The organism is Amycolatopsis kentuckyensis, from assembly GCF_002155975.1.
GTDB lineage: Bacteria > Actinomycetota > Actinomycetes > Mycobacteriales > Pseudonocardiaceae > Amycolatopsis > Amycolatopsis kentuckyensis.
Map to the genome: position 1 here is coordinate 1 of NZ_MUMI01000357.1, position 12,806 is coordinate 12,806.

The 12,806-nt window shown below is 71.1% G+C and carries 12 protein-coding genes; 4 read left to right on the top strand and 8 right to left on the bottom strand.

All coding sequences use genetic code 11. From position 1 onward, the window contains the following. Nucleotides 1–186 precede the first annotated feature (186 nt). The 5 genes from CCN39_RS30910 to CCN39_RS30930 all read right to left on the bottom strand — a co-directional run bounded on the left by CCN39_RS30910 (nt 187) and on the right by CCN39_RS30930 (nt 6,256). On the bottom strand, nt 187–3,039 hold the full coding sequence (locus tag CCN39_RS30910; protein WP_086847928.1) for a helix-turn-helix transcriptional regulator: 2,853 nt from the start codon (nt 3,037–3,039) through the stop codon (nt 187–189). Between the two features lie 669 nt (nt 3,040–3,708). Next, nucleotides 3,709–4,197, bottom strand: coding sequence for a hypothetical protein (locus tag CCN39_RS30915; RefSeq protein ID WP_086847930.1), 489 nt, complete (start codon nt 4,195–4,197; stop codon nt 3,709–3,711). 12 nt (nt 4,198–4,209) lie between these two features. Continuing rightward, a complete protein-coding gene (locus tag CCN39_RS30920; RefSeq protein ID WP_086847932.1) occupies nt 4,210–4,800 on the bottom strand; it encodes a TetR/AcrR family transcriptional regulator in 591 nt (196 codons plus the stop codon). 134 nt (nt 4,801–4,934) lie between these two features. Next, entirely contained in the window at nt 4,935–5,375 is a 441-nt protein-coding gene (locus tag CCN39_RS30925) for a nuclear transport factor 2 family protein (RefSeq protein WP_086847934.1), read from the bottom strand. 5 nt (nt 5,376–5,380) lie between these two features. After that, complete coding sequence (locus CCN39_RS30930; protein ID WP_086847935.1) at nt 5,381–6,256, bottom strand: LLM class F420-dependent oxidoreductase; 876 nt, start codon at nt 6,254–6,256, stop codon at nt 5,381–5,383. A 145-nt stretch (nt 6,257–6,401) separates the two neighbouring features. On the opposite strand from CCN39_RS30930, the gene CCN39_RS30935 reads away from it, so the two are divergent. Further along, nucleotides 6,402–7,211 (top strand): hypothetical protein, encoded by an 810-nt coding sequence (locus tag CCN39_RS30935; RefSeq protein WP_086847938.1) that lies wholly within the window; start codon nt 6,402–6,404, stop codon nt 7,209–7,211. A gap of 65 nt (nt 7,212–7,276) precedes the next feature. Here the strand turns inward: CCN39_RS30935 and CCN39_RS30940 are convergent, their stop codons facing one another. Both CCN39_RS30940 and CCN39_RS30945 read right to left on the bottom strand, forming a co-directional pair. Then, nucleotides 7,277–8,083 (bottom strand): Fpg/Nei family DNA glycosylase, encoded by an 807-nt coding sequence (locus CCN39_RS30940; protein ID WP_086847940.1) that lies wholly within the window; start codon nt 8,081–8,083, stop codon nt 7,277–7,279. Beyond that, entirely contained in the window at nt 8,083–8,556 is a 474-nt protein-coding gene (locus CCN39_RS30945) for a ribose-5-phosphate isomerase (protein ID WP_086847942.1), read from the bottom strand. The genes CCN39_RS30940 and CCN39_RS30945 overlap by 1 nt, the downstream gene beginning before the upstream one ends. A 45-nt stretch (nt 8,557–8,601) precedes the next feature. On the opposite strand from CCN39_RS30945, the gene CCN39_RS30950 reads away from it, so the two are divergent. Beyond that, nucleotides 8,602–9,324 (top strand): 2-phosphosulfolactate phosphatase, encoded by a 723-nt coding sequence (locus tag CCN39_RS30950; protein WP_086847944.1) that lies wholly within the window; start codon nt 8,602–8,604, stop codon nt 9,322–9,324. Further along, nucleotides 9,321–10,130: an MBL fold metallo-hydrolase gene (locus CCN39_RS30955; RefSeq protein WP_086847946.1), complete on the top strand. Its 810-nt coding sequence runs from the start codon at nt 9,321–9,323 to the stop codon at nt 10,128–10,130. Before CCN39_RS30950 ends, CCN39_RS30955 begins: the two co-directional genes overlap by 4 nt. On the opposite strand, the gene CCN39_RS30960 is transcribed toward CCN39_RS30955, so the two are convergent. Beyond that, a complete protein-coding gene (locus CCN39_RS30960) occupies nt 10,127–10,747 on the bottom strand; it encodes a mycothiol-dependent nitroreductase Rv2466c family protein (protein WP_086847947.1) in 621 nt (206 codons plus the stop codon). The two genes, CCN39_RS30955 and CCN39_RS30960, sit on opposite strands and share 4 nt — an antisense overlap. 154 nt (nt 10,748–10,901) lie before the next feature. Between CCN39_RS30960 and pepN the strand changes: the two genes are divergently transcribed. Continuing rightward, the coding region (gene pepN / locus CCN39_RS30965; protein ID WP_086847949.1) for an aminopeptidase N at nt 10,902–12,806 on the top strand (1,905 nt) is incomplete at its 3' end.

A 12,806-nucleotide genomic window follows, 5' to 3' on the forward strand; every position in this document is an offset into this window, starting at 1 on the left:
GCCGCGAAGATCGCGCCGAATCCGGTGCCCGGCAACGACGTCCACGCTCGTGGGACGCGGTTTCTTTGTCAATGAATCCGGCGTCAAGTCAGTGGCCCCGCGGGGAAACCTAGGGGCGCGCCTAGGGGCCCCGGCGAACGGAAAAGGCCGGGACCCACGCGGGATCCCGGCCTTTCGTGCCCGGCGTCAGCGCACCGGCGGCACCGGCCTCAGTGGACGGCGCGCCGGCGGCGCCGGCGCCCGGTGGTTGACCGCCACCGGCGGCCGGGGTATGCCCGGCAGGCGCTCCTGCTGCTCCGGCACTCGCAGCTGCGGCTCCGAGGCCAGGTCGCGACGGCGGCTGACGCTCAGCTTGCGGTAGACGCGCGTCAGGTGCTGTTCCACCGTGCTGACGGTGATGTAGAGCTGGCTGGCGATCTCCCGGTTGGTGTGCCCGCGCGCGGCGAGCCAGCCGACCCGCTGCTCGGCGTCGGTCAGCAGCTTGACGTCGGCCGGGGCGACCCGGCCGCGGAGTGCGACCACCACGTCGTCGTCACCGCCGTCGAGGAACGTCTTGCGCAGCAGCTCCGCGCCGCATTCCTTGGCCAGCACCCGGGCGTCCCGGGCGGCCGTGCGCGCGGTGGCGGTGTCGCCACCCGCCCGGCTCAGCTCGGCGAGCGTCCGGGCCAGTTCCAGCTTGGCGCCGGACTTCTCGAGCACGTCCGCCGCTTCCTGCATCAGCTTCGGCCGCCGCGCCGGGTCGGCCACCAGCGCCAGCGTCCGCAGCGTGATGCCGCGGGTGCGGTCGCCGCAGTCCGGGCCGAGCTTCGCCGCCTGCTCTTCGGCGAGCTGACGAGCCTTCTCGCGGTCGCCCAGCTTCAAGTGGACCTCGGCGGCGCTGGAGCGCCACGGCACGAGCGACGGCTGGTCCAGCTTCCACCGGGCCATCTGCTGCCCGCAGGCGAGGAAGTCGTTCAGCGCCGTCGGCAGCCGGCCCGTCGCGAGGTAGTAGTGCCCGCGCGCGTGCAGGTAGTGCAGGCCGAACCGGGTTTCGCCGAGCGCGTCCGGCACCGGCTGGTTGAGCAGCTCGGCCGCTTCGTCGAACCGGCCCATCTCGGTCAGCGCGGCCAGCAGGGTCGCCAGCGGCGCGCCCACGCCGATGCCCCACGCTTCCGGGGTCATCTTCGTCAGCGCGACCTTCGCGTTCCGGGCGGCGAGCGGCAGGTCGCCCTGCCGCAGGGCGACCTCCGCGCGCAGCTCCGCCAGCGACGCCTGCCAGGTCGGCGCCGGGCGGCCGGCGGCCTGCGCCATCAGGTGATCCGCCCAGGTGGCGGCCTTGCCGAGACGTTCGGCGTAGACCAGCACCGTCGCCGCGAACACCAGGTGCCGCAGGGTGATGTCGGTCATCCGGGTGCCTTCGAGCACCTGCTCGGCGTCGAGCACGGCGGCCTCGGACGGACCTTCGCGGACCGCGCTGGTCAGCGCGTCGATCGCCTTCAGCTGCGAGTTCACCGCGAGCCCGAGCTGCGGCGCCGGCGTGTCGTCGGTGATCGTGGCGAGCATCGGCTCGATCAGGTGCCGCATCCCCGGCACCGAGCTGGCCAGCCACGAGTCGAGCGTCAGCAGCTCGCCGCGCGTCCGGCGGTCCCGGCAGTCGACGAGATCGCCGAACGCCTTCGAGATCTCGACGGCTTCGTCGACCCGGCCGAACCAGAGCAGGAACTCGAAGATGCCGACGACCCGGATGCCGGGCAGGTGCCCGGCGCGGGTCGCGTGCACCAGCTCCGGCAGCCGGCGCATCGCCTTCGCCGGGGTGGTCCGCCATTCGATGTCGGCCAGCGACGCCTTGGCGATCGCCCGGTCGCGGTCGTCGGTGCAGCAGCGGCTCGCCATCGCGATGCAGGCTCGGGCCAGCTCGACGTCGTCCTCGAGCAGCGCCGCCTCCGACGCCTCGGACAGCAGGTGCTCGGTCCACGGCTCGTCCAGGTTCCCCGCCACCACGTGGGCGGCGATGGCGGTCGGGCGGGCACCCTGGTCGAACAGCAGGCGGGCGGCCTGGCCGTGCAGGGCGGCCCGGACACCGGGGTCGAGCTCCTCGAGCACCGCGACGCGGGCTTCGGGGTGCCGGAACCGGTGCCCGTCGAGCACGCCGGCCGACTCCAGCGCCCGGCGCACCGGCTCGGTGGTGGCCGGCGCGAACGAGACCATGCCGCCGGCCAGCGCGATCTGCGACTGCTCGTCGTCGCCGAGAACGGCCAGCGCCCGGGCGAGTTCGAGGGCCCGCGGCTCGCTGGAGTGCAGGCAGCTGAGCACCGCGTGCCGGTAGGCGGCCCCCGCGACGACCTCGCCGGTGCCGGCCGCGCGGGTGTCGTGCACCAGCGCCGTGGCCAGCAGCGGGTTGCCGCCGCTGACCGCGAAGCACCGCGCGGCCAGCGCGTGGGCCTTGTCCTCGTCGAGCTTGCCGGCCAGCAGGACGCCGACACCGTTGCGGGACAGCGGCGCCAGCCGCAGCTGGCGGCAGTGCGGCCGCCGCATCAGGTCGACGTGGCGGACCGGGCGCCGCTCGCCCGGGTCGGCCCGTTCGGCGAGCAGCACGAGCACCCGGGCCGGCCGGATCCGCCGGGCCATGTGCTGCAGGAACTGCAGCGACGCGGGATCGGCGTGGTGGGCGTCGTCGACGCAGATGACCAGCGGGCTCTCGGCCGACCAGCCGATCACCGCGCTGGAGAGGCGGTGCAGGAACCGGCTGTCCAGCAGCGTCGCGTCGGCCTCGGCGTCCTCCACGTACGCCGAAACCTGGTCCGCGACGTCCGCGCGGACACCCGGCGTGTGGACCAGCTGCGAAACGACGCCGAGGCCGACGGCGGTTTCGGACCGGGCGCCGGAGGCGGACAACACGACCGCGCCGGTGCCGGCGGCCTGCCGGCCGAAGGTCTCCAGCAGCGCGGTCTTGCCGCTGGCGACCGGGCCGAGCACCAGGCCGACACCGCCGGCCCCGGAGTGGGCGTCGGCGAGCATCTGACTCAGCGTCGCCGTTTCGAAATCACGTTCGATGAGCATGACAGGTACTTCCCCCAGGAATTCGTTGCCTGTTGGGTTCGGCAGATCCACGACCCGCGTTGCGGCCACCCCAGACGGGCCGAACACGGCGCTTTTCGTGGACCACCAGCACAGCCGCGCACGCCGCGAACAAATGCCGTCGCGCGCAATGCTTGACGGTCGATCGACCGGGCCCACCGCTCCCCAACGAGTGCCTGGTGATGACAAAAGTCCCGTCGACTCGCGCACGAGCCGCCGGCGAAGTGTTATTCGGCGTCCCTTATGAAGGACCGCGGTAAACGTTCATCGGACAACCTTTCCCCAGACCCCAGATCCCCGCGGTTCCCGTTGGACGATTACTGCCCTGATCGCCCGGTTCGCCGCGAGGAGATAACGATCAGAAGCTACCACCTGCCCCTACGTGCCGCAACGAGACACAACAGGGGTCCATCGCGCAAGGATGTCCGATAGGTCCCGTTCCACCAAGGCGAGCACCGACCCCCCGTACACCCGGCAGAAGCTGCGCGAACGCGCGACTCCACGCACGGTGGAAGCCGCCGCTCCCGCACTCGGGCATTCGGGTGATCGATGCTGTCGAGTAACGTTTACTTCTGCGGAACCTGAATCTTTTCCGGAGTCGCCGAACAATCCCCGGGAAACAGAATGTGAACGAAAATCCCGTTCGCGGTGTTACACCTTCTGGGGGACTCGGCCCTGCTTCGAGAAGTACCCGCGGACGCTCTTCGTGCACAGCAGCAGGAACAGCACGAGCAGCACCAGCGCCTGCCCCGCCTGGCCGGCCCGCATCCAGTTGGGGAACTCGGCCGCGACGACGAGGTAGACCAGCCCGGCCAGCCCCAGGACGGTGATCACCATCAGCCGGACGTAGGTGCTGCGGCGGCCGAGCTTGAGCCGGCCCGCCAGCCGGACGTAGACGATCGCGATGACCAGCACCGACACCGGGCGGATCCACAGCACGCTCTCCAGCGAGGAGCGCGTGCCGGCCCGGTCGGCCGGGTCGGCCTGGCCGGTCGACTCCCAGTGCAGCACCTGGTAGTCGAGGATCCCGTCCTTGTGCAGGAAGGTGAGCACCGCGAAGGCGACGCTGATCAGCAGGTTCAGGTAGAGCAGGGCGACGACCGGCCGCAGCACGCGCCCGGAGGTGTTCGAGGTGGCCATGGTTTCCCCAGTTCAGTCGGGCGCGGTGGCTCGTTCGACGATCGCGACGAGCTCGGCGGCGTAGGCGTCGACATCGGTGCCGGGACGCCGGATCAGTTCGGTGTGGATGCCGTCGATCGCCTGGCGGACGGTGATCGCCATGACGCGCGGGTCGAACCGGCCGAAGTCGCCGGTGCGCTGCCCCTCGCGCAGGCAGGTTTCCAGGATGTCGACGGCGCCGTGGTACCAGTCGTCGTTGCCCGCGGTGACGCCGCCGCCGTGCCGCAGGCTCTCGAGCAGCGCGGTGATTTCGACCGGGTGCTCGGCGATGAACGCCAGGTTCGACTCGATGTAGGCCCGCAGCTCCGCCGCCGGCCCCCGCACCGCGTCGATCCGCTCCCGCATGTAGGCGAGGCTCGTGGCCAGCACGTCCCGGACGACTTCGGCGATCAGGTCCGCCTTGCCGTCGAAGTGGTAGGAGATCATGCCGGTGCTGCTCAGCCCGGCGCGTTTCGCGATCTGCCCGAACGAAGCCTTCGCATACCCCAGTTCACCGATGGTCTCGATCGCCGCGCGGACGATCTGCGCCCGCCGGGCGTTCTCGGTGAACGTTTTTGCTTGCATGAGCAAAAAGTAGCACGGTTGAGCAAACAACCGCCAGAATGCCCTCTTTCCGCAACGGGGCGGTTGCGGTATGTGTCGATCACGCACGAAGAAGGCCACCCCGGATCCCGGGGTGGCCTTCGGAACGGCAGGAGTCAGACCTGGCGGGCCGTCGCCATCGCGCGCTCGGTCTCCCAGAACGCCCGCACCGACCGGATCAGGCCGTCGTCGCCGACCCGGTAGACGAACACCCCGTCGGTGTCGACGCGGTAGCCGCCCGGGAGGAACGTCGTGATCGTGCCGACGTTGGCCACCTCGTCGCCGCCCGCGTGGGAGTCGCGGATGGTGAATTCGAAGCGCTCGACGTTGGCGATGGTCTTGTCCCAGAACGCGCCGATGCCCTCCCTGCCGTGGTGCCCCTTGCCCGCCTCGTCGAAGAACGACGGGCCGACCGGGTCCTCGACCACCGCGTCCGGGGCGAACAGGGCCAGCCAGCCCTCCTTGTCCCCCGCCGTCACCGCGGTCATCGACGCGTACGCCGCGCGCCGCGCGGGCGGCTGCTCCGCCGCCGTGTCCCAGCTGACCTGCACGCCCATGGGAGTCACTCCTCGAACTTCGCGATGATTTCGGCCCCGAACTTGCGGATCGCCTCGAGCTTGGGCTCGACCGGCGCGTCGAACCCGACGCCGTCGAACACCCACGGCATGGTGATCACGTCGGTGACGCCGGCTTCGGCCTGCGCGCGGTAGCCGTCCAGGCCGAAGGCGTCGATGCAGACCGCCTGGTACTCGAACGGGTCGTCGGCGCGCCCCTGCTCGGCCAGCAGTTCCTTCAGCCTGCCGATGGTCGAGCGCAGGTCGTCGAGCTTCATCATCGCCGACGACCAGCCGTCCGAGACCCGCGCGGCGCGCTTCAGCGCGACTTCGGTGTGGCCGCCGATGTAGAACGGCACCCGGCCCGGCGGCGTGGGGCTCATCTGGATCTTGTCGAAGTCGTAGAACTCGCCGTGGTACTCGACCATGCCGCCGTCGAGGATCAGCCGCAGCACGTCGATGGCTTCGTCGACGCGCTTGCCGCGCCGCTCGAACGGCACGCCGCAGTACTCGAACTCCTGGGGCAGCCAGCCGACGCCGAGCCCGAGGCCGAACCGGCCGCCGGTGAGCGCCGCCACCGAGCCGACCTGGCGGGCCAGCAGCACCGGGTTGCGCGAGCCGAGTTTGAGCACCGACGTGTAGAAGCGGATCCGGCTGGTCACCGCGCCCATCGACGCGGCCGCGACGAGCGGGTCCACCCAGGGCGTCTCCGCGGTCCAGAACCGGCTGCCGTCGGGGGTGTACGGGTAGTCCGTGTCCACCGTTTCGGCGTAGAAGAGCGAGTCGGGCAGGGCAATGGAGGCGAAGCCGGCCTCTTCGGCGGCCCGGGCGAGCTCGCCCAGCTGATCGAGGGGGTTCATCGCGATCGACAGGGTGAACTTCATGGCCGAACTATAACGTGTTCTAGTTTCTTCGGCCAGGTCTCGCGGTGGGCCCGATCACTCACCGGGAACCCACCGCGTAGCGTCCGCGTTGTCCGAATCAAAGGTGGCCACCGGTCACCGAGGCCGGAACTTCTGGGAGTGGTCCATGGGCACCGCGATCTTCCTGATCGTGCTCGTCGTCGTGATCGTCGGTGGCGGCCTCTATTTCTCGCGGCAGCGCGCCGCGGCCCGGCAGCGGGAGCTGGACGACGCCAAGGCCGACGCCCGGCGCCTGGTCGAGCGCCTCGGCGGCCAGGTCCTCAACCTCAACGGCAACGACACCGCGTCGATGCAGGCGATGGCCGACGCGAGCGAGCGCTACAACGCCGCCGGCTCGCAGCTGGAGCAGGCCCGCACGATCGAGCAGGCCCGGCTGGTGAAGGACACCGCCGTCGAAGGCCTCTACTACGTCCGCGCCGCGCGGGTCGCGATGGGCATGGACCCCGGCCCGCAGCTGCCGGAGGAGGCCGAGCGCGAGCGCGCCGGCAAGGTCACCGAGCGCCGCGAGGTCGACGTCGAGGGCCAGCACTACGCCGCCTCCCCCGACGCGGGCCAGGACACGCCGTACTACTACCCCGGCGGCCGCGTCGCGGGCCGTCCGGTGCCGCAGGGCTGGTACAGCGAGCCGTGGTGGAAGCCCGCGCTCGTCGCCGGTGCCTGGGGCCTGGGCTCGATGTTCCTGTTCAGCGCGATGTTCTCCGGCATGAGCGGCATCGCGAGCGCCTCGGCCTGGGAGTCGGGCTACGACGCGGGCCAGCAGGACGCGCTCGAGTCCGGCGACATGGGCGGCGGTGACGCGGGTGGCGACGGCGGAGGCGACTTCGGCGGAGACGGCGGCGGCGGCGACTGGGGCGGCGGCTTCGACGGAGGCGGGTTCGACGGCGGGGGCTTCGACGGGGGCGGCTTCGACTTCTGACCCCTGGTCCCGCGGTGCGTGACTCGTTCCCGACGCCACCCGTCAGGAACGAGTCACGCACCGCGTCAGGGCTGGCAGGTGGGACACCAGTACAGGTTGCGGCCCACCAGTTCCGAGCTCGCCACCGGCGTCCCGCAGACCAGGCACGGCTCGCCGGCGCGGCGGTAGACGTAGACCTCGCCGCCGTGGCGGTCCACGCGAGCCGCGCGGCCCATCGCCTCCGGCAGGTGCTCCGGCCGGACGGTGTCGATGCGGCCGACGCGGACGCCGTCGCGCATCAGGGTCACCAGATCGGCCCACATGTCGTCCCACAGCGCGCGGTCCAGCGCGCGTCCCGGTGTCAGCGGCGCGACGCCGTGGCGGAACAGCACCTCGGCGCGGTAGACGTTGCCGACCCCCGCGAGCACCGCCTGGTCCATCAGCAGCGCCGCGATCGACGTCTTGGACCGCGAAATGCGCGCCCAGGCCAGCTCGGGTTTCGCGTCGCGGCGCAGCGGGTCGGGACCGAGCCGGGCCTTGATCGCGTCGGCCTGCTCGGGGGCCAGCAGTTCACACCGGGTGGGCCCGCGCAGGTCCGTCCAATGTGTCCGGCCGGCCAGCCGGAGCCGGACCTGGCCCACCGGTTCGGGCGCGGGCAGCGGCGATTCGCCGAAGGTGCCGTAGAGCCCCAGGTGGATGTGCACGATGCCGTGCGGGCCGTAGTCGTGGAAGAGGTGCTTGCCGTGCGCCTCGGCGCCGGCGAACACCTGACCGTCCAAACGGGACGCTTCGGCGGCGAACCGGCCCTGCGGGCTGCTCACCGCGACCGGGGCGCCGGCGAACCGGCGCTTGTGCAGCCGCGCGAGCCGGTGGAGCGTGTGCCCCTCGGGCATCAGGCCTCCGGCAACGCCGGCGGGGTCCCGGTGCGCTCGTAGTCCAGCAGCTGCCGGACGCGGCGGGCGTGCCGCTCCTCCGGCGAGACCTCGGTCGCCAGGAACGCCTCGACGATCTCGACGGCCTCCTCGGCGGTGTGCATCCGGGCACCGACACCGATCAGCTGGGCGTGGTTGTGCTCCCGGCACAGCTTCGCGGTCTCGACGCTCCAGGCCAGGCCGGCACGGGCGCCGGGCACCTTGTTGGCGGCGATCTGCTCGCCGTTGCCCGAACCGCCGACGACGATGCCGCGGCTGCCTTCGTCGGCCACCACGCGCAGGGCCGTCTCGACGCAGAACGCCGGGTAGTCGTCGGCCGCGTCGTAGACGTGCGGACCGATGTCGGTCACCTCGTGGCCCTGCTTCTCCAGGTGAGCCACCAGGTGGTTCTTCAGCTCGAAACCGGCATGGTCGGATCCCAAGTAGACACGCACGGTCAGGAGTCTGCCACCAGGGCCGATATCGGGCATGCTCCGGGGGTGGGGATCTGGGAGCAGACCGGCAGCGACGTGCGGCTCGACTGGGGTGCCGAAGGCGTCGCCGCGCTCGGCCGCGAGTGCGCGGTGCTGGTGGTCGTCGACGTGCTTTCCTTCAGCACGACCACGGATCTCGTGGTGGCCCGCGGCGGCCGGGTCCTGCCGGTCCGGTGGCGCGACGAGCGCGGGGTCGCCCGGGCACGGGCAGCCGGGGCGGTCATCGCGGGCGAGGGCGGATTCACCCTTCGGCCGTCGTCTGTGACGGACATCCCTCCGGGGACCTTGCTCGCGCTCCCCTCGCCCAACGGCGCGACCCTGTGCGACGCCGCGGCGGCGACCGGCGCGCACGTGCTCGCCGGCTGCCTGCGCAACGCCTCCGCCGTCGCCGCGAAGGCGCACGAGCTGGGCGGCCCGATCGGGCTGATCGCCGCGGGGGAACGCTGGGGGGTGAACATTTTCGGCCAGGGCGAAACGTTCGGACCGCTGCGGCCGTGCGTGGAGGACCAGGTGGGCGCCGGGGCGATCGCCGCTGCACTGGCCGGATACGGTCTTTCGATGTCCGCCGAAGCCGCTCTCGCCGCCCGGTCCGCCGACGCCGGGGCCGTGGTGAGCTGCGTGTCCGGGCGCGAACTGGCCGAAGCGGGCCACGGCGGCGACGTCGCACTGGCCGCGCGGATCGACGTGAGCGACACCGCTCCCGTCCTGCACGAAGGAGTACTGGCATGACCGGCCGCTGGATCGACGTCGCCGACGGCGTGTACGCCCGCCGCTACGAGGAGCTGGACCTGACCGTCGGGCTGGTGGTGGGCGCCGAGCGCTGCCTGGTCGTCGACACCCGCGGCGACCTCGAACAGGGCGCCGAGCTGGCCGCCGCGGTCCGGGAGATCACGCCCGTGCCCTGGGCCGTCGCCTACACGCACGCCCACTTCGACCACGCCTGGGGCACCGAGGCGTTCCTGCCCTGCGAGGTCTGGGCGCACGAGCGCTGCGCCGCCGAGCTGAGCGTGGACCTCGACTCCGCCCGCGCGAAGTGGGTCGAGCACTACCGCAAAGAGGGCAAGCCGGACATCGCCGACGCGATTTCCCGCACCACCGTCGCGGCGCCGGACCACACGTTCACCGGCCGCGTCGAGCTCGACCTCGGCGGCCGCACGGCCGTCCTGCTGCACCCCGGCCGGGCGCACACCGACCACGACATCGTCGTGCACGTCCCGGACGCGGCGGTCGTCTTCGCCGGCGACGTCGTCGAGCACGCCGAAGCGGGGTTCAGCGAGTTCTCGTTCAGCGACGAGACCGACCTGACCGCCTGGCCGGAGACGTTCGACGCGATCCTCGCGCTCGAACCCCGCGTCGTCGTGCCCGGCCACGGCGACCCGGTCGACGCGGAGTTCGTGCGCTACCACCGCGACGGCCTGCACGAGCTGATCACGCTCAAGGCGGGCGTGGGCCGCGGCGAGACGACCGAGGTGGCCGCCGTGGCCGCGTCCCGCTACCCCAGCGACGTCACCTTGGCCGCGCTGCAGACTCCCTAGTCGAAGTTCAGCTCGCCCGTGCGGGTGCGCTTGAGCTCGAAGAAGTCCGGGTAGCTCGCCAGCGCGACGGCGCCGTCGAACACCTTCAGCGCGTCTTCGCCGCGCGGGATCGAGCTCAGCACCGGGCCGAAGAACGCCACGCCGTCGATGTGGATCGTCGGGGTGCCGACGTCCTGGCCGACCGGGTCCATGCCCTCGTGGTGGCTCTTCTTCAGCGCCTCGTCGTACTCGGTCGAGTGGGCCGCTTCGGCCAGCTCGGCCGGGGCGCCGATCGCCGCCAGGGCCTCCTTGATGACCACGTCGTAGTCCTTGACGCCCTGGTTGTGGTAGCGGGTGCCGAACTCGGTGTAGTACTCGCGCAGCACCTCTTCGCCCTTGAGCTGCGAGAGCGCGACGGCCACGCGCACCGGGCCCCAGCCCTTGGCCAGCAGTTCCTTGTACTGCTCGGGCAGCTCGTCCCGGCCTTCGTTGAGCACCGACAGGCTCATGATCCGGAAGTTCAGGTCCAGGTTGCGGTGCTTCTCCACCTCCAGGATCCAGCGGGAGGTGATCCACGCGAACGGGCAGATCGGGTCGAAGTAGAAATCGACCTTCGTGGGCTGCTCGGCAGCGGTCATCTGGGCACTCCTGAGTGACGTCTCGAGATGGGGCACACCCCCACACGACGGGCCAACACCGGGAAACGCGGGGTTGTTCCCTTATCGCCCGCCACCCCGTCCCCATGATTGGATGCGGGGAGTTGAAAACCGATACCAACGACCAGAGGTGCCTGTGCCCGCCCCCAACCTGACCCGCGACCAAGCCAAGCTGCGCGCGGATCTGCTCGACGTCACCGGTTACGACATCGAGCTCGATCTGACCGACGGCCACGGCGGACCCGGGGAGAAGACCTTCGCGTCGACGACGACCGTCCGGTTCTCCAGCGCCCGGGCCGGTGAATCGACGTGGGTCGACCTCGTCGCCGACCGCGTGCACTCGGCCACCCTGAACGGCGCGGACGTCGACGTCAGCGCGTACGTCGAGGACAAGGGCATCGCGCTGGCCGGACTGGCCGAGTCGAACGAGCTCACGGTGACCGCCGACTGCCGGTACATGAACACCGGCGAAGGCCTGCACCGGTTCGTCGACCCGGTCGACGACGGCGTCTACCTGTACACGCAGTTCGAGACGGCGGACGCCAAGCGCATGTTCGCCTGCTTCGACCAGCCCGACCTGAAGTCGGTCTACCGGCTCACGGTGATCGCGCCGAAGGACTGGAAGGTCGTCTCCAACGCGATCGTCGAGTCCACCGAGGAGACGCCGGAAGGCGCCGTCCGCACGGTGTTCAAGGAGTCCGAGCGGATCTCGACGTACCTCGTCGCGCTGGTCGCCGGCCCGTACGCCGAGTGGCGTGACGAGTACACCGACGAGCACAAGACCATCCCGCTCGGGATCTACTGCCGCGCCTCGCTGGCCGAGCACATGGACGCCGACCGGCTGTTCACCGAGACCAAGCAGGGCTTCGGCTTCTACCACGAGAAGTTCGGCACGCCCTACCCGTTCTCCAAGTACGACCAGCTGTTCGTACCCGAGTTCAACGCGGGCGCGATGGAGAACGCGGGCGCGGTGACGTTCCTGGAGGACTACGTCTTCCGCAGCCGCGTCACCCGCTACGCCTACGAGCGGCGCGCCGAGACGCTGCTGCACGAGATGGCGCACATGTGGTTCGGCGACCTGGTCACCATGCGCTGGTGGGACGACCTGTGGCTGAACGAGTCGTTCGCGACCTTCGCGAGCGTCCTGGCCCAGGCCGAGGCGACCGAGTACAAGAACGCGTGGACCAGCTTCGCGAACATCGAGAAGTCGTGGGCCTACCGGCAGGACCAGCTGCCTTCGACACACCCGATCGCGGCCGACATCGTCGACCTGCACGCGGTCGAGGTCAACTTCGACGGCATCACCTACGCCAAGGGCGCGAGCGTGCTGAAGCAGCTCGTCGCCTACGTGGGCCTGGACCACTTCCTCGACGGCCTCAAGGTGTACTTCGGCAAGCACGCCTGGGGCAACGCGACGCTGGCCGACCTGCTGGGCGCGCTGGAGGAGGCGTCCGGCCGCGACCTGTCGTGGTGGAGCGCGCAGTGGCTGGAGACCACCGGGCTGAACTCGCTGAGCCCGCGCTACGAGATCGGCGCGGACGGGACGTTCACGTCGTTCGCCGTCGTGCAGTCCGGCGCGAAGCCGGGTGCCGGTGAGCTGCGCACGCACCGCGTCGCCGTGGGCGTGTACGACGAGGACGGGTCGGGCAAGATCGTCCGGACCCAGCGCGTCGAGCTGGACGTCGACGGCGAGCGCACCGAGGTGCCGGACCTGGTCGGCCGGCCCGCGGGCAAGCTGGTCCTGGTCAACGACGACGACCTGACGTACTGCACGATGCGCCTCGACCCGGCGTCGCTGACCACCCTGATCGACCGCATCGCGGACATCACCGAGCCGCTCCCGCGCACGCTGTGCTGGTCGGCGGCGTGGGAGATGACCCGCGAAGCCGAGCTGAAGGCCCGCGACTTCGTGACGCTGGTGCAGCGCGGAATCCACACGGAGACCGAGGTCGGCGTGGTCCAGCGGCTGCTGCTGCAGGCCCAGACGGCGCTGAACTCCTACGCCGAGCAGGAGTGGGCGGCCTCGACGGGCTGGCCGGCG

Excerpts from the sequence above, each read along its gene's own strand:
- CCN39_RS30940 (WP_086847940.1), bottom strand. The coding sequence starts at position 8,083 with ATGCCCGAGGGGCACACGCTCCACCGGCTCGCGCGGCTGCACAAGCGC.
- CCN39_RS30910 (WP_086847928.1), bottom strand. The coding sequence starts at position 3,039 with ATGCTCATCGAACGTGATTTCGAAACGGCGACGCTGAGTCAGATGCTC.
- CCN39_RS30930 (WP_086847935.1), bottom strand. The coding sequence starts at position 6,256 with ATGAAGTTCACCCTGTCGATCGCGATGAACCCCCTCGATCAGCTGGGC.
- CCN39_RS30920 (WP_086847932.1), bottom strand. The coding sequence starts at position 4,800 with ATGCAAGCAAAAACGTTCACCGAGAACGCCCGGCGGGCGCAGATCGTC.
- CCN39_RS30915 (WP_086847930.1), bottom strand. The coding sequence starts at position 4,197 with ATGGCCACCTCGAACACCTCCGGGCGCGTGCTGCGGCCGGTCGTCGCC.
- CCN39_RS30960 (WP_086847947.1), bottom strand. The coding sequence starts at position 10,747 with ATGACCGCTGCCGAGCAGCCCACGAAGGTCGATTTCTACTTCGACCCG.
- CCN39_RS30925 (WP_086847934.1), bottom strand. The coding sequence starts at position 5,375 with ATGGGCGTGCAGGTCAGCTGGGACACGGCGGCGGAGCAGCCGCCCGCG.
- CCN39_RS30935 (WP_086847938.1), top strand. The coding sequence starts at position 6,402 with ATGGGCACCGCGATCTTCCTGATCGTGCTCGTCGTCGTGATCGTCGGT.
- CCN39_RS30955 (WP_086847946.1), top strand. The coding sequence starts at position 9,321 with ATGACCGGCCGCTGGATCGACGTCGCCGACGGCGTGTACGCCCGCCGC.